Genomic DNA, 23480 nt, shown 5'->3' on the forward strand with positions numbered 1-23480 from the left:
CATGGCTGCTAAACCGATCAATCTCAGAAAGACCAAAAAACTGCTGTTCGATATTCTCAGGCCCGAAACCGGTTTTTTTACGGTAGTGATCGTGTACAGCATGGGCATTGGTCTGCTTACACTGGCGGTACCGATAGCCGTTCAAACCCTTATCAACACGGTAGTGAATATTGCATCCACGCGATCCGTATTGCTATTGGCCGGTATTCTTTTGGCCACTCTGGTGTTTTCAGGCATATTTGCGGCCCTGCGGACCCGGGTTATGGAGTACTACGAGCGTCGCATTTACGCGCGACTTACCGCGAGCCTCAGTCTGCGGACCATTCAAGCGCCCCACGCATTTTTCGAAGGACGGCAGAACGCAGCGATTACTCAAAGATATTTTGAAATCATGACATTGCAGAAGAATATTCCTTCTATAATGATTGATGGTTTCGCCTTGATATTACAGATGCTAGTGGGGTTCACCCTAGTGTCGTTTTATCACCCTTTGCTGTTTGCCTTTAATGCTATTGTATTGGCTCTGGTTTACCTGGTCTGGCGGCTGTGGGCAAACCAAGCCAAACGTACAGCTATTTTGTTATCCCATGCGAAATACGACACTGCGAAATGGTTGCAGGACATTTCCTCTGCCCATACATTTTTTAAATCCAGCCAGCACTTGCGTTATGCGGCTGGGCAAACAGAAGCCCTCATCGGCAACTACACAAAACAACACGCGGGGCATTTCCGGTACACATTTAGTCAAACCGTGTCGTACCTTATGTTGTATGCACTGGCAAGTGCTGCATTATTGGGGTTGGGCGGCTGGTTAGTGGTTCAGGGGCAACTGTCAGTGGGACAACTAGTGGCGGCGGAACTTATTATGTCAGTGGTTTTCTTTGGCATCTCCCGTTTTAGCCAATATTTAAAGCTCTATTACGAATTGTATGGTGCTGCTGAAAAAATGGGGTCTGCCTTGTATATGCCGCAGGAAGAGGTGGTATCTGCTGACAAACCTATTCCGCAAAACAGTCAATTGCACTTTCACGATGTGGAATTGCATTTCCGAAAGGAACACAGCACGCTTCACGTGGCGCTGCAGTGTGCCGGTAAATATTTTGTCACCACCGACCGAAGCTGGTTACAGCGTGACGTTATTCACTTATTAAAGTGTTATGAAAAGCCCAAACACGGCTGGATACAACTGGGAGCACTGTCACTGGCAGACTACCATACCTATGCTTTGCGACAAGCGATTGCCGTGGTTGACCGTTCGTTAATTGTGGAGTGTTCCGTTCGCGAGTATTTGCGTATGGCTGCGCCATCTGCCACCGAAGGAGAGATGTGGAAGGTACTCAGTGATCTTCAGTTGTCCGCCATTATAAAGCAATTGGACGAGGGTATGGATACTCGGTTAAGCTCACTGGGGAATCCTCTGCAGCCTATGGCGTTCTTATTGCTTAAGTTGGCCGCTGCGGTCTTGTCTTCGCCTTGTGTGGTAGTGCTAAATCAGCATTTTGATGCTATCCCGCTGCCCTTGCGACAGCAGCTATTGCGCTATCTGGAGCAGGCAGAATTCACTGTGCTTTACTTTACCAGCGCGGTTCAGCCCGACTATTTCCAAGCCACTATTGCCCTGCACGACCACGCGGTGGTGCATCAACACGACGCATTCACAGCGAGCCAGGGAGATGGTCATGACCTTTGATCAGAACGTATTTATGAACCGAATGGTCACCCTTGCCTCAATTGGGATTCCCAAATGGTACCGGGTGCTAGCGCTTATGCTGGTGGCGTTTATGGTGGTTGCCAGTTTGATGTTGTATTTCGTTCCATGGCAGCAAACTGCCCAGGCGTCAGGTGTGGTGAGTACACTGAACCCCGCTGACAGGGCGCAGCCTATCTCCGCACTGGTTCCTGGACAGATCAAGCGATGGCATGTAAACGAGGGGCAAAGCGTAAAGAAAGGCGACCCTTTAGTTACACTAATAGACACTGATGCCGGTCTGGTGGAAAAACTTAACGCACAGCTCAATGCTGCTGATGCCAGGTTGCAAGCGAATAGACTGGCGGTGGAGAATGCCAGGAACAACCTCGCACGTCAGAAAATACTACTGGCAGAAGGGTTGGTTTCGCCACGGGATATCGAAGCTGCACAAATTAGCCTGCAGGAGCGTCTTGCCACAGTGGCTAAAACTGAAGAAGACAAGAACACCGTAAGCATGTCGTTGGCGCGCCAATCCACGCAAACTAAATTTGCCCCGCAAAACGGTACGGTAACACGGTTGCAATCCGGTGGAACATCTACCCTGGTGAAATCAGGGGATGTTCTTGCCTGGTTTGTACCCGATGGCGTCGAGCGTATGGTTCGCGTTTCCGTTGGTGGGTTGGATGCTCCTCTTGTGACACCAGGGAGAAAGGTGCGATTGCAATTTGAAGGGTGGCCTATTTTTCAGTTCAGCGGTTGGCCGGGATCATCGGTAGGAACATTTGGTGGTGAAGTTGTCGCGGTTGACCCGGTAGCAACTCATACTGGGCAGTTTAGCGCGTGGATAAAACCCGACTCTGAAGATAAACCCTGGCCGGATGATTCTGTGGTAAGGCTGGACAGTCGGGTAAAAGCCTGGATTTTACTGGAAGAAGTTAAACTTGGATATGAGCTGTGGCGTCAATTGAATAATTTCCCCCCAGAGAACCCAAACGCGGCCGCGCAGTGGGGGAATAATGGAAAATAGCCGAAAAATGGAGTGGGCCATGGGCGTCTTGCGCCTCGTGTGTTTGCTGAATTGGTGCATCGGGGGCTGTGCGTTGGCAAGTGCCCCGACGATAAATGAACTAATGGCATCGCTATCTGCTCACCATCCAAAAATTATGGAACTGGAAGCAGAGGGTTTTCAGCGCCAGTTTGCCCGAGATGCAGCCTCTGCTGCATTTGACGTACAGCTAGAACAAGACAGCATGGTAAGGGCAAGTGGGTACTACGATGGCTTCATGCTGACACAACGGGTTGTGAAACCCTTGCCTTTTGGCAACGCGAAGCTAAAAGCTGAATACCGCTATGCAGACGGGCGCTTTCCCGTGTATGAAGCGGAATATGACTCACTTTCCGGGGGGGAAGCCAGTTTGGGTATAGGCATGTCACTGCTGCGAGACCGAAACATCGATAAAAAGCGCATGGCCATTTCCGACGCCGAAATAAGTCTGAACGAATGGCAGGCTACGCAGGAAGCAATTCGAAATCAGCTTTACTACAACGGTATGATGACGTATTTAGCCTGGTATGAAGCGCATCTGGCGCTGAGTGTGTATGAGTCTTTAGTCACCACTACTCGCAATCGTCGAAAAGCCATTGCCACACGGGTGGATGCCGGTGATCTGGCAGCCATTGCGCTAACCGAATTTGACGCCACGGTTATGGGGCGTGAGCTAGCCCTGCAGGCTGCCAAACAAAAAGCTGAACAGTCGCGTTTAAAACTGAGTTTTTATCTGAGAAACAGGCAATTTGAGCCTGTAGAAATTGAGACGTTGGCGTCGGTGCCCAGTGATATCCAATGGCCTTGGGGGATCGACGAGGGAGCCATACAGGATTTTCACAGAACACTGCAAGCTCACCCCCTTCTCAAGGAAATGCGTTTTAAGCAGCGGCTGGCGGAAAATAAAGTGGTGTTGGCGGAAAATACGCTACTACCTGCTCTGAATATTGAAGCTAAACTAGCCCGGGATTTGGGCCGTGGGCCGAAAAGTCTTCAGCAAACGGAAACACAAATTGGCTTGCAGTTTTCTATGCCTCTGGGACGGCGGCAAGCCAAAGCAGAGCTGGGAAGCGCCGCGCAGAAAGTAAATGCTCTCAGGTATAGATATCAAGCTGTAGAAGAGGCTTTGGAGCGCGACCTGGCAATAGCATCGCGCAACTGGCATTACAACAAGCAGATAGCGAGTATGCAAGACAAACAAGCGCAGCTGGCCGAGTCGTTGTTTGAGCAGGAGAAAAAGCGGTTTAATATAGGTGCCAGTGATCTGTTTATGCTCAACAGCAGAGAAGCGAGTGCCATTAACAGCCGGCTAAGTGCAGTGAAGGCGCATATCGATGTATTGCGAGCGTCTTTGGAAGTGGTATTTTCCGCTGGTGAAGTAAGTACTTACTTTAAAGGTTGATTTTCCGTTTGGGGTGTAAAATATAGACCTATGAGGTTGTGTATACTTCTGGTTGCTATTGACACACTGATTTGCATAACAGGTTACTTTTTACCGTTTTAGCAAGCACTGTCTGTGCTTTTTCGATATGATCAGACAATAGAGTAAACCAGAAAAAAAGCTAACGGTTATGTTTAACATTCTTGTGGTTGAAGACAGCCAGATTGTCAGGAAGATTATCAACAAGCTGGTTGAAGACAACCCGCATTTTCACAGCGTATTGTGTTCGGATTACGCTGAAGCAAAACAAAAACTGCAAAGTGGAGAGACCTACCTAGCAGCCATTGTCGATTTAAACTTACCTGACGCGCCACGGGGTGAAATTGTTGATTTAACCTTGGCTCATGATATTCCCACCGCGGTTCTGACGGGAAATTTCGATGAAAATTTGCGCTCTGCACTTATCGATAAAGGGGTACTGGATTACATCACCAAAGAATCCCGCTATTCTTATATGCAGGTTATTAAGCTCATTGACCGCCTGAGAAAAAACCTCACGACTAAAGTGCTGGTGGTGGATGACTCACAAACAAGTCATGCGTATCTGGTCAGTTTTCTAAAACGGTTTCGATTTCAGGTGCTGTCTGCCTATGACGGCGTTCAGGCACTGAGCGTATTAAGTCAACATCCCGATATTAAGATGGTTATTTCCGACTACATGATGCCCAACATGGATGGTTTCGAATTGGTCAAGGCCATTCGGCAGGAGAAAGGGTTTCAGGATCTGGTGTTCATCGGTTTGTCAGCCAATGGAAACAGCGTACTATCTGCCAAATTTATTAAGAGCGGCGCCAACGACTTTTTGAGCAAGCCCTTCTATCACGAAGAGTTTTTCTGTCGGGTATTGCAGAACCTTGAAGCGCAAGAAATGCTTATGACTATTCGCGATGCTGCTAACCTCGATTCACTGACCAAAATGTATAACCGTCGTTATCTGTTTGAACGAGGCACACAAATGTGTAAATGCCTGAGTCGGCAAAACAGTATTACGGTGGCCATGATAGACATCGACAATTTTAAACCGGTTAATGATACTTACGGCCACAGGATTGGCGACCATTTGTTACAGGAGTTTGCCAGTCTCATGCAAGACTTTTTCGGTGCTGATCTTACTGCGCGGTACGGCGGTGAAGAGTTTACGGTAGTCTCAGAACGCAATTACGAAGACGTGATCGACAGTCTGAATTGCTTTTTAAATCAAGTCCGCGAATTTGAATTTACTGAATACCGACTACCCATTACCTGCAGCATAGGTGTGTGTGCGGATGACATGGACAATTTGGAACAGATGGTCGAAAAAGCAGATGCCCGCTTGTATCGGGCAAAGCACACAGGTAAAGATCAAATTATCGAGCAGGAATAACAAACTACAAGCTCAACGCCGTCGTAAAGCGAGTGATGCGGCGACATCGATTACTGCTAGCGTTACCCATTTACAGGCTAACGGCCTGAAGCGTTGCGCTAGCCTGTAACACAATATCGCATTCCTCTGAAACACCCTCATTCTCACTTTTTTTATCAAAAATGCAGGTAGTCTGGTTGGCTAATTGGGTAACCAATTTGGTTGGTTGCTTTTTAGTTCGACGAGTCTATGGTTTCGATATTACGGCTATATTCTCTCCAACGATAGGAGTTAAATATCGCTCTCATTAATATATTTATCAATGTTTTAAGCTTCCTTGCTGACTTTTTTTAAGCATGTGGTGACCAATAATTGGCGCGCGATGTTAAATTATTTAACATTAATTGGTTGACAAATTGGTTGGTCTAAAATATTGTTTTGGTAAGTTTTGTGGTTGCCCCTGTTGGGCTGTCATAGTTAATCACGTAGTGTGTGTCGAAGAACCCGTAGGTATACCACTTCTATTTTTTGAGGTGAGGTTACAAATTCACACACGCTCAAAGCAATTATTTAGGAGAACGTCATGGCTAAACCCGTCATTGGATTCATCGGCCTGGGGCTGATGGGTGGCAATATGGTGGAAAACCTGCAGAAAAAGGGCTACGAACTTTACGTTATGGATTTAAATCCGGACGCAGTGGCAGCCTGTGTAGATCGCGGAGCAAAAACAGCTGATTCTGCGAAATCCCTCGCGGCGTCAGTGGATATCGTCATGCTCTGTTTGACCACCTCTGATATTGTAGAAAAGGTCGTATACGCTGAAGACGGTATTTTAGCGGGTATTAAGGAAGGGGCTGTACTCATTGATTTCGGTACGTCTATTCCTGCATCCACCCGTAAAATTGGTGCTGACTTGGCAGCCAAAGGTGCCGGTATGATTGACGCGCCTCTCGGTCGCACACCTGCCCACGCCAAAGATGGCCTGTTAAACATCATGGCCTCTGGCGACGAAGCCACATTCAACAAAGTGAAGCCTGTATTGGAAGATCAGGGTGAGAATGTGTTTTATCTTGGCGCGTTGGGAGCCGGCCATACTACCAAGCTCATTAACAACTTCATGGGTATGACAACGGTATGCGCCATGTCTCAGGCTTTCGCCGTGGCAGAGAAAGCCGGTGTAGACAGACAACAGTTGTTTGACATCATGTCCACAGGTCCGTCGAGCTCGCCATTTATGCAATTCTGTAAAAACTACGCAGTAGATAACGTAAGTGATTTGGGTTTCTCTATTGCCAATGCCAACAAAGATTTAGGCTATTTCTTACAGATGGTAAATGACCTCGGTACAGAGTCGAAAATTGCAGAAGGTTCTTCAGCTAATTTGCAGGCTGCTTTTGATGCGGGAATGGGACGTGGAAACGTACCTGAAATTTACGATTATTTTCTGAAGCTTGAAAAGTAATGGTCAACGCGTAACGCGTTGATTTCACTTGTCTCTGAACAATAACAATAGCAGAGGCTATCTCGTAGTACCCTACGAACTTGCTGAATCACTGTGATTGAGGCGGTACACAGTGATTCAGCCCACACCAAATGTGTGAGCGATGGAATTTACAATGATAAAACCTTGCCTGACTATTATCTGTTTTTTCATGTCATTTTCGGTAATGGCAGAGACTTATCTGGTTAAGACTCCAGCAGAATACAACGACGCTGTAGTACAACTCCAGCCAGGTGACACCCTGGTGTTAAAAAACGGTGTCTGGAACGATTTTGAAATACTGTTTACCGGCTCTGGCAATCAGCAAAACCCTATTACTCTCACCGCCGAGACCAAAGGTCGCGTTATCCTTTCCGGTGAGTCAAATCTGAGACTGGCGGGGAAGTATTTACACGTTTCCGGCTTAGTCTTTAAAAACGGTTATACGCCAAGTAGCGCAGTCATCGAATTTAGACGTAACAAAGATGAACTGGCTTATCACTCCAGAGTTTCTCAAGTGGTTATCGACAATTACAACAACCCGGATAAGCAAGAATCAGATTACTGGGTGGCGATGTATGGTAAGCACAATCGCTTCGATCACAATCACCTGGTAGGAAAGCGAAATAAAGGGGTCACTGTTGCGGTGCGTCTGAACAGCGAAGACAGTCAGGAAAATTACCATCGCATCGACCACAACTATTTCGGTTATCGCCCTGTTTTTGGTTCTAACGGCGGTGAAACGCTACGCATCGGAACCAGTCATTATTCACTGACAAATTCCTTTACCAGGGTCGATCATAACGTATTCGACAACACCAACGGTGAAGTGGAAATCATTTCTGTAAAATCCGGCAAGAACACCTTGGCTAACAACCTGTTTTTGGAGGCTCGGGGTACGCTTACACTTAGGCACGGGAACGGCAATGTTGTTGAGAACAACGTCTTTTTAGGTAATAACGTCGATCACACCGGGGGCATCCGGGTTATCAATAAAGATCAGGTGATCCGCAACAACTACCTGGAAGGGTTGACGGGGTATCGATTTGGCAGTGGCTTTACTGTGATGAATGGTGTACCGAATTCGTCCATTAATCGGTACCACCAGGTAGACAATGCTGTTATTGAACACAATACACTGGTTAATGTACATCACATTCAGCTTGCCGCCGGCAGCGATGCAGAGCGAAGTGCCGTGCCCATTAACAGTATCATGAACAACAACCTGATCGTAAACGACGAACAACAACCCTTCACTGTATTCGATGATGTAAGCGGAATTCGGTTTGAAGGTAACATAGCAAATCAACAGGTACTGCCCGAGTTGGCAGCGGGCTTTGCCCCTCTAAAAAGCGATGTGGCGCGCAGGGACAACGGCTTGTTGTTTCCTGTTTCGTCGACGGTTCAAGCCGGGGTGAGTGATGACTTGAAAATTGTAGATAAGTCAGAAGTTGGCGTGCCTTGGTACCCCAAAGTACCTGCGATAATAGCTTTCGATTCTGGTAAGCAACACAGTGTTGCCGCCGAACCACAAGCGTTGGTGGACGCCATTAGCAACGCAGAAAATGGTGATATTCTCGTGTTGGAGAAAGGCGAAATCGTCGTCCCGCGTCTCCTTAACGTCGACAAAATACTTACCATTCGCGCCCGAGAGCCCCAGGCAACCACATTGTCTTTTGAACGTACGGCGCTGTTTGAAATAGATAATGGCGGCAGTTTAAAACTCGCGGGGCTTGTTATATCCGGAAAAGACAGTCCCGATGCCGCCGGTAACAGTGTAGTGCGAACCCGCAAATGGGGAATGATAGAAAATTATCGGTTTGAAATGACTAATTCGGTGATTACGGATCTCGATATTAATCATTCATTTGATTTCTTTGTCACGGGCAAAGGCGCATTCGCTGATGTCATTCGTTTGGCCGACAATCAGTTCAACAATATAACCGGCCATATTTTAGTGCTCGACAAGGAAATTGAAGATCTTGGCGTGTACAACGCCGAGTATGTAATCCTCGACGACAACGTATTTAGCGATGTGGCAGGTTCGGTGGTCAGCCTTTATCGCGGCGGTACTGACGAGAGCACTTTTGGACCTCACTTTATCGCCAAAGGAAATACCGTTAAGCAAACCGGCACAGGCAAGCGCAATAAACGCAAAGCCGCGGTCTATCTGCACGGTGTTCAAGTCACGGATATAACCTCAAATACGTTTGAATATTCAGCGCCAGTGGTTGTGGAGCATACAGTGGGTGAGCCAAAAACCATGATTAGTCACAACGAGTTTATCGATACTGCGGCACCATCTATTGAAGAGTTGCGGGTAGATGGCCCCCATACTGCTACTCTTAATGGCAACCAATTCACGACGGCGATGAAGGAGTAGTACCATGGGCGGTTTATTCAATGTTAGAACGTTAAAAAAACTGTTTTTTGTTACCGCTGTTGTGCTGGTTTCCACGAGTGCATCGGCACAGCATCCGAATTTGGTGATCACGAAAACAGACGTCAAAGCCATGCAGATGGCAACGGCGAAACCCGGCCGGTTTCAAACTGCCTATCAGAGTGCCAAGGCGCGCTTCGAAGCAGTGCTGTCTGCACCTATGGATGTACCTGTTCCCAAAGATGGTGCTGGGGGATATACCCACGAACAGCACAAGCGCAATTATCAAAACATGTACCAGGCCGGAGTGCTCTATCAAATCAGCGGCGAACAAAAATACCGGAATTTCGTGCGCGACATGCTGCTTGATTATGCCGAGCTTTACCCTAGTCTTGACGTTCATCCTAAAAGAAAAGTTAAATCGCAAAATCCAGGTAAGTTTTTCTGGCAAAGTCTGAATGAGGCCATGTGGCTTGTGTATACCATTCAAGCATATGACATGGTGATGAATGGTTTGACTGAGGACGAAAAAGCAACCATTGAAAGCGACTTGCTAAAACCTGTAGCACAATTCCTCTCTGTGGGGCAGCCTTCCACCTTCAACAAAGTGCATAACCACGGCACATGGGCTACTGCTGGTGTTGGCATGGCCGGGTATGTGATGAACGAACCCGAATGGGTTGAATTTGCACTTTACGACTTGGAAAAGTCCGGTCAGGGTGGATTTCTAAAACAGTTGGAAAAGTTGTTTTCCCCGGATGGCTATTACAATGAAGGGCCGTATTATCAGCGTTTTGCGCTTCTGCCTTTTGTGACATTTGCCAAAGCGATAGAAAATAATCAACCAGAAAGGGACGTGTTCGGTTATCGCGATGGCGTGTTGATGAAAGCAATCGACACCACTATTCAACTGAGTTACAACGGCAAGTTCTTCCCGATTAACGATGCCATAAAAAGCAAGGGTACCGATACCATAGAATTGGTTCACGGCGTTGCCGTAGCCTACGCGCGAACAGGCGAAACTGGGTTGTTGGAGATAGCTGACAAGCAAGACAATATTTTGCTTACCGGCGATGGACTTAAGGTCGCAGAAGCCCTCGATGCAGGGCTGGCTACGGCATATCAGTATAAGTCGATGGCGCTGGGTGACGGGGCAGAAGGTGATGAGGGTGCTTTGGTTATCATGCGCGGAGAACTTGGTGGAGAGCAAGCCTTGTTGTTTAAGCCAGCATCACAAGGTCTCGGTCACGGACACTTCGACAAGCTCACTTGGCAATATTATGATCATGGCCAGGAAATTGTGTCAGATTATGGAGCAGCACGTTTCCTCAACGTGGAAGCCAAATTTGGTGGACGCTACTTGCCTGAGAACACCAGTTACGCCAAGCAAACCGTTGCTCACAACACTGTAGTTATTGATGAAACCAGCCACTTTAACGGCAATGTGGAAACCGGTAACGCAAATGCACCATCCCTTGATTTCTTTGCAACCAGTGAGACAGGTTCTGTGGCACAGGCGCATATCAACACAGCCTATAATAAGGTGTCATTACAGCGCACGGTGGCGTTAGTCAACTTAGCAGAAGTGGGGCAATCTATTGCGTTGGACATTTTTGATGTAGAAGGCAAAAGTCACCATCAAATAGACTTGCCGCTGCACTATTTAGGGCAAATTATTGAAACTAATTTCGCGATAAACGCCAATACCTCTCAGCTAGCTGCTGTTGGTACACAAAACGGATATCAGCATTTGTGGCTCAAAGGCAAAAGTACGCCGCAAGCAGGGCTGGCTAAAGTTACATGGTTAAACGAGCTAAATGGCCGTTTCTATACGCAAACCAGTGTGGTGGATGGCGATGAGGCATTTCTCTTCACCCAAGTGGGAGCGAACGACCCAAATTTCAATTTACGGAATGAAAACGGTTTTATCCGTCGTGTTTCCGGCGTGTCTTCTCATCGCTTTGTGTCAGTACTGGAACCACATGGTGAGTACAACCCGGGTAAGGAATATACGTTGAATGCGCAAAGTCGCGTTTCTGCCCTGAAAATCAGTCGGCAAAATGAACTCACGCTGGTGGAACTGCACATCGCCGGCAAGGCTTATCTAATTGCAATTAACGGGGCACAACACGTTAATTCCGTTACCTTTTCATATCAGGACCAAGGATTCACTTCGCACGACAGGTTGAGTGTTTTCGGGTTAAATGGTCATCAGGAGTAATTATCATGTCAAAGCACAGCGAAATATTTTTATCAGGCGACACCACAAAAATCGAAGATATTGGCGGTGGCTTGAAGCGACAAATGCTAGGTTACAACCATGAGCTGATGGCAGTAAAAATATGGTTTGATAAAGGCGCTGAAGGTTACACACATGCGCACCGACATTCACAGGTATCATATGTGATAGAAGGTGAGTTTCACTTTACTATTAACGGTGAGACTAAAGTTATGAAGCCCGGTGACAGTTGCTACATTCCCCCTCATGCAGAGCACGGTGCTATATGTCCCACCGGTGGCATTCTTATAGATACCTTTAGTCCGGCCCGTGAAGACTTCATCAAGGACGAGTTATGAAATTGCCAGGTTTGCGTTGGTGGGTCATTGCGTTAATCGCTTTGGCAACCATCATTAATTACATCGACCGTCAGGCGCTGAGTGTTCTGTGGCCTGATATTGTCGAAGATCTGTTTCCGGATAAAAGCGCACTGGAAAGAAAGCAGATATACGCCAACATCTCAATTGTGTTTGTTTTTGCCTATGCATTTGGTCAGGCAATCTTTGGAAAAGTGTTTGACTGGGTCGGGACCCGACTTGGCTTTGTGCTTTCTATAGGTGTTTGGTCTTTGGCCACCGTTGCACATGCTTTTGCACAAGGCGTGCTGAGTTTTAGTTTCTTTCGTGCGATCTTGGGAATTGCAGAAGCCGGCAACTGGCCGGGCGCAGCCAAAGGTAATGCAGAATGGTTTCCGACAAAAGAACGTGCCCTTGCTCAAGGGATCTTCAATTCCGGGGCTGCAATCGGCGGTATTATTGCCATTCCGCTTATTGCGTATCTCACTTTGTATTTTAATTGGAAAATGATTTTCGTCATTGTCGGTGGAGTAGGTCTACTTTGGTTAATTCCATGGCTTGTTCTCGTTAAAGCACCTCCGGGCTCGCATCCCTGGATTTCCGATGAAGAGCGTGAATACATTCTCACTGGGCAACGGACATCAGGCAAAGATGCAACGCCTTTAGAACAGGCAGAACAGGAAGAATACAACCCCTCTACGGCGGAGATGTTGTCGAGAAAACAAAGTTGGGGCGTTATTATTGCTTCGGCGGCTATTGACCCTATTTGGTGGCTGTTTGTTTTCTGGATCCCCATCTATTTGAACGAAGTCTACGGCATGGATGTAAAGTCGATTGGTATTTATGGCTGGGTACCTTATGTAGGGGCAATGTTTGGTGCCTGGTTCGGTGGCTTGTTAGCGCAGAACCGTTTGAAAGCAGGATGGAGCACAGATAAAACTCGTAAGTTGGTAATTACTCTTGGATGTCTTATCATGCTGCCCGCCCTCATTGCGCTGGCAGACCCTGGAGCGCCAGTCACAGCGGTGTTGATTATGGCGGTTATATTGTTCGGATTCCAAACAGCCATTGGCAACGTGCAAACGTTACCCAGCGATTTGTTAGGTAAAAAAGCAGTGGGCTCTTTGTCGGGGTTCTCCGGAATGGCGGCGAAGCTAGGTGCGGTTGGACTGACTTCCCTTGTGCCTATGCTCACCGCTGATGGAAACTACACGCCTGCATTTGTGATTGGTGCGTCTCTGGCGATTATTGCCATGCTGGCGGTTTGGGCATTGATCCCCAAAATTGAACCATTGAAGAGAAAGCAATAGTCTCAGTATTGCCGGGTGACTATTCAACGTGCGCCCGGTATTTTCACGTCTTGTTAAGAATTTACTATCATGAAAAGTATCTATTTCCTCGGCGAGTGCATGGTGGAACTAAAATCCATCGATGACACTACTATGCGACAGTCCTTTGCGGGCGATGTGTATAATTCCGCTGTATATCTAAAACGGTGTTTTCCGTCACTGAACAGCGGCATACTCACAGCCGTTGGTGATGATGCTCTTAGTAAGCGTATGGTCGAACAGTTTGAACAGGAGCAAATCAATGTGGATTTTGCCTTTGTTCATTCTACAAAGGCGCCGGGTGTTTACTATATTCAAACCGATGAAAATGGTGAGCGCTCCTTCACATATTGGCGCAACGATTCCGCCGCAAGACAAATAATGACCTTTCTCGATGACGATGTGATAGACAAACTCGCAGAAGCCGACATGGTTTTTGTGTCGGGTATCTCTTTGGCTATTCTCGACAACACTGAGTTAAATAAGCTGTGGGGAGTGTTGGAGACATTGCGCGGCAACGGGGTGAATATTGTCTTTGACCCTAATTATCGCGCCCGTTTGTGGCACTCGCAACAAGAGGCAAAATCTGCTTTTGATCGGGCATTTGCATTGGCTAATACAACGTTGCCAGGCGTAGAAGACCTGGCGGTGCTTTACGGTCTTAAGCGTGCCGACAAAGTCATTCAATTTTGCCGTGAAGCCGGTTGTCAGGAAATTGTAGTGAAAGACGGCCCATCATCGGTTGTCACCAGTGTCAACGGACAGATGGAAGTACACCCTGTCAAACCGGTTGACCATGTAGTGGATACGACTTCTGCCGGCGACGCATTCAACGGCGCTTATCTCGGCGCGAGGTTGTCCGGGTTTGACGTCAAAAAAGCCGTGGCATGTGCGGCAAAAGCGGCGGGCACCGTAATACAGTATCCGGGGGCGATTGCACCGGCAGAGGCATTTAATCACGCCATGGTCGATTTTGTATCGGCCTAGTGCTTATTTTGTTGGCGAGGGCCAACGTTACAGATAGTGAGAGAACACACCATGACACGTTTTTCTGAATTAATGTCGTCGCAGACACTATTGCCAATTATTCAGGCAAATTCAATACAAGAGGGAGTTCAGATAGCGCGTGCTATGGCTGATGCGGGTTTGAAGCTGGTAGAAGTGGTATTGCGCACGGAAGTGTCGCTACAGGCGCTACAAGCCATCAAACAAGAAGTGCCGGCGTTGATCGTGGGAGCGGGTACAGTCATCAATACAAAAATTCTCGAGCAGGCGCTGGACGCGGGTGCAGACTTCATTGTTACACCTGCCGTATCGCCCTCTCTCCTTGGCGCGTTAGGCAGGGTGGAAGTGCCAGTGCTTCCCGGTGTCTCAAACACCGCGGATATTCTGCTGGCGTCGGAGTATGGGTTTGAAGAACAAAAGTTATTCCCTGCTTCGCTTTCTGGTGGTGCGCCTTTCTTGTCAGCCGTTTCGTCGGTATTTCAGTCAGTCTCTTTTTGCCCCACTGGCGGCGTCAATGCCGACAACAAAAAAGACTATTTGTCGCTGCCTAATGTCTTTGCTGTGGGCGGTACCTGGGTGGCAAAGAAAGAGTGGGTTGCTGAGGGCAATTGGCAGGCTATTACTGAGGCGTGTATTGCTGCACAACAATAATCTGACTAGCTAACCAAGTGCCAGTTGGCACAAGTAAAAAAAGCGGCCTGGGAAATGGCCGCTTTTTTTGTTTTATCAGCACGAGTTCGCGCAATTATTGCGTAAGGTGGGAAATTGAGTACAACCCCCGGGTTTCATCGGTCTTGCGTTTTATTTCTTCTAGCGCTTTCGCTTCACTGGCTTCAAACAAGGCATTTATCAGACGGTTAAAGTGGTTGTGCATGGCTTTTCTGGCAGCGGCTGAATCTCTTTCGGCGATGGCGTCGTAAATCGCGCGATGCTCTTTAAGACGTTGTTCCGAACCCTGAGAACACACATCGGCATAGGCCGCAATGATTTGTGGTTCGTTTCGTCTTAAACTCCACAAGTTGTGTATCGACATGACGATAGCATTGTTGCGGGTGGCTTGAGAAATTATCTCGTGAAAGCGCTGATCGGCTTCATCAGCTTGTTCGGGATTGGCCATATCGTCCAGAGTTTGTTTCAGTTCCGACAACTCGCTTTCTTTTATTGTGGCGGCGGCTAGCGCTGCGGCTTCCGCTTCTACCAGCGCTCTTGCTTGTGTCAGTTCAAAAGCACTAATGGGTTTAGTTGGCTTATTACTGTTGCCGTTGCTGGTAACGTACACCCCGGAACCGGTTTTCACTTCTACTCGCTCGCGTACTTCCAGCGCAATAATAGCTTCGCGAATGGTGGGGCGGCTAACGTCATAGGCATCTGCCAGTTCTCGCTCTGCCGGCAACCTGCTGCCAACGGAATACACGCCCTGATCTATGAGTGATTCGAGTTTTTCTACTACAGCCCAAAAACGTCTGCGCTTCTTCATACAGGATTCCTCTCTTCAATACAGGATACATGACGCGATTCACCTTGTATGCCACGCGCACAATACCCATTTAACCTATGTTGCTATTAGACATCAAAAACGCCTCTCTGGTAAGCATTAAATACTAAATTGGTAATTTTTTTTCGCTAAAAGTGGTAATGGATATCATTTGAGTATACCCACAGAGTAAATTGTACTTTTTAGGTCACAATCCGGTCCTTTCTCGTCAAAGTGCTGGCGATTAAATTTGGTCATTCCACTGTCATAATTTTGTCGTATTTTAATTACTGAATTTTTATGTAGTGAATGATTGTGACTTTACCTCCCCAACAAAATCAATGGCAGGGACTGACGGATAGTGAAGGGCGACAGGCGCGCATTGCACTGCGCTCCTTCATACTTGGCCTGACCAATGACAGTTCAGTCACTGATGACGTAGTGCAGGAAACGATCATGCGCACGAGTAAAAGTGTGCGTTTTTCCGAGCTGGAAAATCCTCTCGCTTACATGATTACGGTAGCAAAATCTGTGCTGTATGATTTTCAGCGAAAGAAATTGCCAAACCCGGTTGATTACCAATCTGTGGCTTTAGATGCCGCTAACGATTGCCCCGAGCAGCGATACCATGATCAGAGAAAGCTTGCATTTATCGAGATGGTTTTAGCCGACATGTCGCCACTGCGCCGAGAAGTTTTTCTGTTGCGGCGGGTAGACGGATTGAGCCGAGACGCTATTGCCAGGAAATTGGGCTTGTCAGTGGAAGGGGTGAAAAAGCACCTGACACGGGCAATGGTGGAAATCACCCTTAAACTGGAACAAGCTGGCTGGACAGACGCGTCGGTGTAAATTCATCGCTTATTGTCCCCACCGAGCACAATTTACACTCATTTTATATAAGGGTAGAAATACTGAGGCACGTATGACGGAATCAGCACATCTCGAGCAAGCTGCTGAATGGTTTGACCGCTTAAATGAACTAAACGAGCAGGAAAAAGAGGCGCTTTCCAGGTGGCTGAGCGTGCCTGAGCACCAGCGTGCTTTTCAACGAATTGCCACCGCCATGGGGCATCCGGAGTTGGTCAGTGCCAGTGTACAATTAACGGCAAAACCCCGGCGAGTGGAAGAAAACAAAGCAATACGAGGTAACGTTTATTTTTGGATGGCTACGGCCGCCAGTCTGGTATTGGTGTCTTTATTGGCGTTTGTTTGGAGTCCCACTGAAGATGGCAGTTCACAACCCAGCCAAACAGTGACTGTGGCGATGTCGCAACAACTTGCGCTGTCTTCAAAAACCGCACAAACGGCGTCTACGGTACTGCTGGATGGTTCTGTGGTTTACCTCAACGGAGACAGTGTCGTTGCGGTTAATCACAATGCCCAATGGCGTGATGTTCGGCTCGAAAAAGGCCAGGCGTATTTTGACGTGTCTCACGAACCTTCCCGTCCCTTCGTGGTACACGTGGATGATACCAGGGTGCAGGTAGTGGGGACTGCGTTTGATATAGATCGGTTGACAAATAAAACGGTTATCAGCGTATACGATGGCGTTGTTAAGGTAATGGCGGATAAAACACTGATGCTGGTGAAAGGTGAAGGTGTCGTACTTAAAAATGGCAAATGGCATCGCACATTTCGACTTTCCCACTCGCAGTTGCCTGCATGGCGCAGCGGTTGGCTTGACGTGGAGAATGAGCCGTTGGCTGTGGTCTTAGAGCGTTTGGGACGTTACCTGGAAAAACCGGTAAAAATGGTTGGCATCGAACAGGTGTTGCTGTCTGGGCGATTTAATCTCAATGAACCCGAGCAGAGCCTGAAGCTACTGACATCTGCCAATGGATTAGTGTTGCAGGACAACGGCGGGCAGTTTGTCATCAGTACGGCTTTGCAGTAAAACGAACTTTCCTACGTGATGGTTTTTGCTCCTCACCAGTATTTAATGTGTTTGCGGCTGGTGGCGTTGGTTATCGCGGCGCTGGGTTTGGTTCTATCACCTCGGGTAGCTGCCACAACCCATGAATCCGTTGTCTTACATATTGACGGTCAGTCGTTAACGGATAGTCTGCGATTTCTGTCGGTGAAATACAATCAGCCCTTCGTGGTAAATCAGGCTTTGACCGGGGGCATCAGAGTGCCGGAATTGTCCGGGAAATACACGCTGGAAGAGGCCTTAGACATACTATTGGCTAACACCTCGCTTGTGTACCATCTTACTCCGGAAGGTATACTCCTCAAGCCTGTGGCGATAAATAAAAGCGAACAAAGTATCATTGAAGAAGTGGCGGTAACGGGCATTCGGGCTTCGCTGGACATATCACGGCAGAGGAAGCGTGAAAGTCAGGTTATTTCAGATGTTATTGCGGCCAGAGACATTGCTACCTACCCCGACCGCAATCTGGCGGAATCCATGCAGCGCATTCCCGGTATGTCTATTGCTCGAGAGGCAGGGGAAGGCCGTCAAATTATGTTGCGCGGACTGAACCCGGATTTTACCCTGGTGACGCTGAACGGCATGCCAGTGTTGGCTAACAATGATTCACCAATGGACAGCCGGCAGCAGAGGCATCGGGATCGCTCTTTCGATTTAAACCTGTTTGCCACCGAGCTATTCAGCAATATTCAGGTGTTGAAAAGCTATCAGGCCAGCCAGCCTACGGGTGGGCTGGCTGGCATTGCCGCTTTAGAAACTGCCCATCCCTTTGACCATCCTGGCCTGAATTGGCATGTCAACACCCAGACGGGAAAAAATACGTATATCGATGAACCCTCCGCCCGTTTTTCTACGATGGTGTCGTCAACCAAAGACCACTGGGGCGCACTGGTTTCAATGTCTTATGGTGAGCGACGTTCCCAGGAAGTCGGGGCGAATACTTTCCGCTGGCGACAAATTACCCCTGAGGGCGCTGATATCTCCCCGCTACCAGAACCTTTAGCTTCTGCTTGGCAAGCCGGTGAATTGTACGTTCCCCGTGGGAACCGATACTCGGTTTGGCAGAGCGATATGACCAGGGCAGGTGTGAGTGCATCATTGGAGTACCTGAGCGACCGGCATCACATCACGCTGGACTGGTTATTTGGCGAATTTAGTGGTGAGCGACACGAATACCATCTGTATCCCAGAGGATATCGGTCAACACCGGTAATCGAGGGGAAAACCACCATAGCTGACGCGCAGGTGAATGAAAATAACGAGTTGGTCTTCGGGGTGTATCAACGGGCACAGGTAGGAACAGAAAGTCGTTTTCAGCGAGTATCGACGCTTTACCGGCAGTGGGTGCTAAACGCCGAACATCAATGGACCCCCAAGATCGAGGGGCATCTGAGACTGGGCTGGGAAAAATCCGACTATGCTATTCCTGTGGGGATCAAGGCTTACATGGAAAGCGCAACGGATGTCACTATTGACTACCGGGACGAAGACGGCTTTGCCCGCATCAGCTATGCCGATGACCTTACCGAGCGCAATTTCTGGTATATGAAAGAGCTCGATGCAGAGCAATACTTTGCCAGCACGGGGTTTGCCAATGCAAACTATGATGTCAAACTCATACTGAACACCCAATGGCAGTGGCGTGCAGGCTTCGACCTTGTCCATTTCAACAGTGAAACCCATTTGTTTAACGTTCAGGATATGTTGGCTGACGAATGGGCATTGTTCCGCCAGGGTATGCCGGCTCAAAGCACTGATGAACGCGGGGTTATGAGCCTAAACGACAAGGTGCCGGATTCTGTGGGGAATACGTTAACAGCTCACCCAAGGCTGGAGTGGATGAGGTTAAACCCCACAGACGTGTTTCACTATTATGGCTTGCCTTCCCACCCTGACGGTATTCGTTACACCAGTGCGGCAATGCGAAAGCCATGGACCCTGTCACAAGACCGCATTGGAGAACAAAGGTACGCACTTTTCAGTGAAGTTGATTTTCGACACGGGCCGTTGCGTATAAATGGAGGCGTGCGCATTGAGCAAGAGCGCATTGATGTATGGGCAAATGATTTTGGCATCCAACGAGCTCAAGAACTGGAGTATACGTCTTTCTTACCCGCTCTTAACCTCAGGTATGACACCAGTCACACCAATGTGTACCGCGTTGCCCTTAGTCGTACTATTGGCAGGCCATTACTATCCGATTTGGCTCGAACCGTTGAATATGATGAGGAGAAAGGAGTGTTGTTCGGGTTTAATCCGTCGCTGGGCCCTTATACCGCAACCAATCTGGATATTGCCTGGGAAAGCTATCTCACAGAGATGAACCGCATCTCTTTGTCTGTGTTTTATAAATACCTTGATGACTACATCGTGATGTCCTCAGAACAGCTTCCCCTGGCACACATTCCTGAGCAGGACATTGTGGAGGCTGTTGCAGGCGATAGGGCGTCGCTGTTGCGGGTTGTGCCGGAAAATGCCGAGGGGGCAGCTCTGTATGGCGTAGAACTGAGTACGCAATTTGAACTGCCGTTGACCGGATTGCCCGGCTATCACGTAGGGGTGGCAGCCAACGCCAGTTATACCCAGGGTGAAGTAAGATATTACAACAGCAATAACGGTCAGGCCCTGACGAAAAAGTCACTGCCTTATCTATCTCCCTGGCTGGCCAATGTCACCGCGTACTGGGAAGGCTATGCAATGAGCCTGCGCATGAGTGCTACATATCGCGATGCCTATCTTGCACGGGTGGATGGAAATACGCTTATTGATGAGGATGAAACCGGGTTTGAATCGAGTATTTACGTTGATGCTGTTGCGGCCTATCAAATTGACGAGCATTGGGAGCTGCGTGCAGAGGCTGTCAATCTGACTAACGAAAGGGAGCGGCAGTATTCTGATTCATCACACCGACCCTATAACACGACCTTGAGTGGACGCAACTTTTACCTGGGAGTGACATACCGTCATTAAAAAAAACGAGCGATTACCCACAGGAGTAACCGCTCCTTACAATTACATGGCGTAGGTAACACCAACGTAGAAAGTGCGTCCGCTTACCGTCGTGTTATACAGGCGGTCGTCTGAGTCAGAGTACTGTTCTTCCCTCTCATCACTAAGGTTAACACCTTCCAACGATACTTTGATATCTTCGGTGACGTTGTAAAACGCAGAGAAATCCCAGTATGTGGTGCCGTGGAAACCGGCTTCATCCTGGTCAGAGCTCGAGGTTTCTACTACTGTCAGATACTCATCGCGGTGAGCCGCTGATACCCTGGCTCCCCAGGTTTCCGTTTCGTAGTAGAGCGTCACGTTAACGGTGTTTTTAGATAGTCCAAAGAAGGGGCGGGACACTTCAACGGTTTCACCGTCCACAAGGATGTTGTGCAGAGAGTCGCCATCGGCATAGGTGTAGTTTGCTATACCACCGAAATTGTCAAAGGGAGCTGGCAGGAAGTCGAAATCCCGTTGTACGGCAAATTCCCATCCGGAAAAGTCGCTGTCGTCGAGGTTTTGCGGTTGTGAAAAGTTATACAGGGTTGCACCAGTCTGGGCATTGCCTTCTTCATCTGTTGCACCTTCCAGCAGGGCCAGTGGGTAACCTGTATCGCCGTAGGGAACGCTAATGGTTTTAGTGGCAATAAAATTATCTATGTCTTTTCTAAAGTGGGACATGGAAACATAACCCACGTCCTCAAAGTAATATTCAACACCAATTTCCATGTTGACGGTTTCAAAAGGCTCCAGTGCTGGGTTACCAGCATTGATGTGCAGTCCGCTTGAACCTGAAAGAGGGTCGGTGTTCACAGAGCCTGTGACAGTGAGGTTTCCAAGGGTAGGTCGGGTAAGGTTCTTGCCAGCGCTTGCCCGCAGTACCAGGTTGTCCGTGGCGAACCACGCCAAGTTCATCGCTGGGAGGACACCGTCGTATTCCCGTGTAACCGTAACATATTCAGAACCGTTGACCAGGCCAGTCGAGTCGATTTCGGTATCGTAGTAACGAAGGCCTAGATTACCCCGTAGTTCGGTGTCGCCTATCAACAGATCAAGTTCATAGAGGGCGTAGGCTGCCTGAGTTTTCTCAGTTACCTGGTTAGGGGTATCCGTCATTGCTATATCACGGTTTACGGTGAAACTGTTTAAAACGCCATCAACGTCTACGCTGAGCCAGTTTTGTTTTTTGTGATTATCGTTAATGAATGTCAGACTGCTATCGACCACATCTGACACATCACCACTTTGCCAGTCGCCACGCAGTATGTTGTCTTCTTGTACTCTGCCGCTGACGTGTTCAAATTTTTTGGAGGACACGCCGAATTTCAGGCTGCTTGAATCAGTCAATACATAGTCGGCATCCAGCTTTACAACATCGAAACTGTTGCTGACTTCGTCTTCCGCCAGGTCAATTTCATGGTAGCGAAATTCATCAATATTAGTGGGGTCGTAGTCGTTGACGTATGTGTTTGTCCCGTAAAAACGGTCGTCGCGATAGTCAATGGTCATATCGGCAAAGGATTCCATGTAAACCTTGGCGCTATTGCTGGTGTAATCACTTTCCATATGACCTGCAAGACCGCTGATAACAAGATCTGACGATACGATCCAGTCGCCGTTCAGGACAATTTGAACGATCTCTGTCTCAGCAGTCTGACTGCGACTTTCTGAGTGGATTGCGGTATTGCGCCACTCGGAAAAAATGACTTCGTTGTTGGCGTTATACGACAAATCCACCAGCTCAGAACAGAAGTACCTGGCACCGCCGTCATAGTCGGGTCCGGTACAACCCAGTGCCGTAGAACTAGAGCCCCGGCTTTGCAAATGGTATTCCTTGCGATCGCTGTCCAGTTTTCCGTATAGCGCATCTAAACCCAGTGATAAGTCGTTGTTAGGACGATACTGCAGGGCGACAGTTGCTCCTACGCGGGTTTGGTCGCTGTTAAACTGTGAATAGCGGCTGCCGCGGGAAAAACGCAGTTCACCACTATCTACTGCCGCCTGATTGGCTGCTGACAACGCTGAAATGTCTGAACCTTGGGCTGTTCTTGGTCGCCAGCGGTAGGTGTTGTAGCCCTGTTCACTGGTATCGCGATTACTATATGCAATGGAGAAGAGCGCCCCGAAATTATCCCAAGTATTGGAAATCAATGCTGCAACACGAGGGCTGGTATCATCGGTAAGGGAGTTTTGTCCGGCTTGGGCGCTGATCACACTGTTGAAGCCATCGTAGTCAAAGGGTTTGGCCGTGTGAAGCTGCACCGTCCCGCCAATGCCGCCTTCGTCCATATCCGCAGAGTAAGACTTTCTTACATCGATTTGGTTAAACAGTTCAGATGCGAAAATGTTAAAGTCAAAAGAGCGTGAAGTGTTGAGGGTGCCACGACTGTCCATGGCCGATGAAGACGTGCCAAGTGCTTCCATGCCGTTGAGCTGTACCTGAGTAAAGTCGGCGTTTAACCCGCGTAGAGAAATTTGTCGCCCTTCGCCCGCCTCGCGATTAATGGTGACACCGGGAATGCGCTGTAGCGATTCCGCAAGGTTAAGATCAGGGAAATCTGCAATATCTTCAGCGACGATAGAATCCTGGGAACCCAGCGCGTCGCGTTTTAAGTCTCTTGCTTTAATCAGTGAGCTGCGATAACCGCTGACGACAATTTGTTCCATGTCGGCGTCGTCTGCTGACGGCGTGTTAGCCTGTTGGGCAACAGCATGTCCTGATGTTGCGCTCAGAATACCTGCCACTGACAGGGCAAGGATATGTTTGTTAAACGATGATTGCATAGTGTGTTCCTTTAAT

Annotated in this window: 16 protein-coding genes; 14 read left to right on the forward strand and 2 right to left on the reverse strand. The window is 48.3% G+C overall.

Annotated features, from left to right (window positions below):
• Nucleotide 1: 1 nt before the first annotated feature.
• From KO518_RS01900 to eda, 11 genes are all read left to right on the forward strand, one after another.
• Nucleotides 2–1690, forward strand: a complete 1689-nt coding sequence (locus tag KO518_RS01900; protein WP_216024107.1) for an ABC transporter transmembrane domain-containing protein — start codon at nucleotides 2–4, stop codon at nucleotides 1688–1690.
• Nucleotides 1680–2717 (forward strand): efflux RND transporter periplasmic adaptor subunit, encoded by a 1038-nt coding sequence (locus KO518_RS01905; protein ID WP_216024108.1) that lies wholly within the window; start codon nucleotides 1680–1682, stop codon nucleotides 2715–2717. Before KO518_RS01900 ends, KO518_RS01905 begins: the two co-directional genes overlap by 11 nt.
• Entirely contained in the window at nucleotides 2707–4137 is a 1431-nt protein-coding gene (locus tag KO518_RS01910; protein WP_216024109.1) for a TolC family protein, read from the forward strand. Before KO518_RS01905 ends, KO518_RS01910 begins: the two co-directional genes overlap by 11 nt.
• Nucleotides 4138–4306: 169 nt before the next feature.
• Nucleotides 4307–5539 carry a response regulator gene (locus tag KO518_RS01915; RefSeq protein WP_216024110.1) on the forward strand — a complete coding sequence of 411 codons (1233 nt, stop codon included), beginning with the start codon at nucleotides 4307–4309 and terminating at the stop codon, nucleotides 5537–5539.
• 562 nt (nucleotides 5540–6101) lie between these two features.
• Nucleotides 6102–6980, forward strand: coding sequence for an NAD(P)-dependent oxidoreductase (locus KO518_RS01920; protein ID WP_216024111.1), 879 nt, complete (start codon nucleotides 6102–6104; stop codon nucleotides 6978–6980).
• A 154-nt stretch (nucleotides 6981–7134) separates the two neighbouring features.
• A complete protein-coding gene (locus KO518_RS01925) occupies nucleotides 7135–9381 on the forward strand; it encodes a polysaccharide lyase 6 family protein (protein WP_252735738.1) in 2247 nt (748 codons plus the stop codon).
• Between the two features lie 4 nt (nucleotides 9382–9385).
• On the forward strand, nucleotides 9386–11599 hold the full coding sequence (locus tag KO518_RS01930; RefSeq protein WP_216024113.1) for a heparinase II/III family protein: 2214 nt from the start codon (nucleotides 9386–9388) through the stop codon (nucleotides 11597–11599).
• Between the two features lie 5 nt (nucleotides 11600–11604).
• A complete protein-coding gene (locus KO518_RS01935; RefSeq protein WP_216024114.1) occupies nucleotides 11605–11955 on the forward strand; it encodes a cupin domain-containing protein in 351 nt (116 codons plus the stop codon).
• Nucleotides 11952–13262: an MFS transporter gene (locus KO518_RS01940; RefSeq protein WP_216024115.1), complete on the forward strand. Its 1311-nt coding sequence runs from the start codon at nucleotides 11952–11954 to the stop codon at nucleotides 13260–13262. The genes KO518_RS01935 and KO518_RS01940 overlap by 4 nt, the downstream gene beginning before the upstream one ends.
• 69 nt (nucleotides 13263–13331) lie before the next feature.
• Nucleotides 13332–14267, forward strand: a complete 936-nt coding sequence (locus KO518_RS01945) for a sugar kinase (RefSeq protein WP_216024116.1) — start codon at nucleotides 13332–13334, stop codon at nucleotides 14265–14267.
• Between the two features lie 51 nt (nucleotides 14268–14318).
• Nucleotides 14319–14936, forward strand: coding sequence for a bifunctional 4-hydroxy-2-oxoglutarate aldolase/2-dehydro-3-deoxy-phosphogluconate aldolase (gene eda, locus KO518_RS01950; protein ID WP_216024117.1), 618 nt, complete (start codon nucleotides 14319–14321; stop codon nucleotides 14934–14936).
• A 94-nt stretch (nucleotides 14937–15030) separates the two neighbouring features.
• Here the strand turns inward: eda and KO518_RS01955 are convergent, their stop codons facing one another.
• Nucleotides 15031–15762 (reverse strand): FadR/GntR family transcriptional regulator, encoded by a 732-nt coding sequence (locus KO518_RS01955; RefSeq protein ID WP_216024118.1) that lies wholly within the window; start codon nucleotides 15760–15762, stop codon nucleotides 15031–15033.
• Nucleotides 15763–16074: 312 nt separating this feature from the next.
• Between KO518_RS01955 and KO518_RS01960 the strand changes: the two genes are divergently transcribed.
• The 3 genes from KO518_RS01960 to KO518_RS01970 all read left to right on the forward strand — a co-directional run bounded on the left by KO518_RS01960 (nucleotide 16075) and on the right by KO518_RS01970 (nucleotide 20659).
• The gene (locus KO518_RS01960) at nucleotides 16075–16608 is read left to right on the forward strand and encodes an RNA polymerase sigma factor (RefSeq protein ID WP_216024119.1); all 534 of its coding nucleotides are present in this window, start codon (nucleotides 16075–16077) and stop codon (nucleotides 16606–16608) included.
• A gap of 73 nt (nucleotides 16609–16681) precedes the next feature.
• On the forward strand, nucleotides 16682–17653 hold the full coding sequence (locus KO518_RS01965; RefSeq protein ID WP_216024120.1) for a FecR domain-containing protein: 972 nt from the start codon (nucleotides 16682–16684) through the stop codon (nucleotides 17651–17653).
• 18 nt (nucleotides 17654–17671) lie between these two features.
• Nucleotides 17672–20659 carry a TonB-dependent receptor gene (locus KO518_RS01970; RefSeq protein WP_252735826.1) on the forward strand — a complete coding sequence of 996 codons (2988 nt, stop codon included), beginning with the start codon at nucleotides 17672–17674 and terminating at the stop codon, nucleotides 20657–20659.
• Between the two features lie 42 nt (nucleotides 20660–20701).
• Here the strand turns inward: KO518_RS01970 and KO518_RS01975 are convergent, their stop codons facing one another.
• Nucleotides 20702–23464 carry a TonB-dependent receptor gene (locus KO518_RS01975; RefSeq protein ID WP_216024122.1) on the reverse strand — a complete coding sequence of 921 codons (2763 nt, stop codon included), beginning with the start codon at nucleotides 23462–23464 and terminating at the stop codon, nucleotides 20702–20704.
• Between the last annotated feature and the right edge of the window lie 16 nt (nucleotides 23465–23480).

The sequence above is a fragment of the Aestuariibacter sp. A3R04 genome, assembly GCF_018860805.1.
Classification (GTDB): domain Bacteria; phylum Pseudomonadota; class Gammaproteobacteria; order Enterobacterales; family Alteromonadaceae; genus Alteromonas.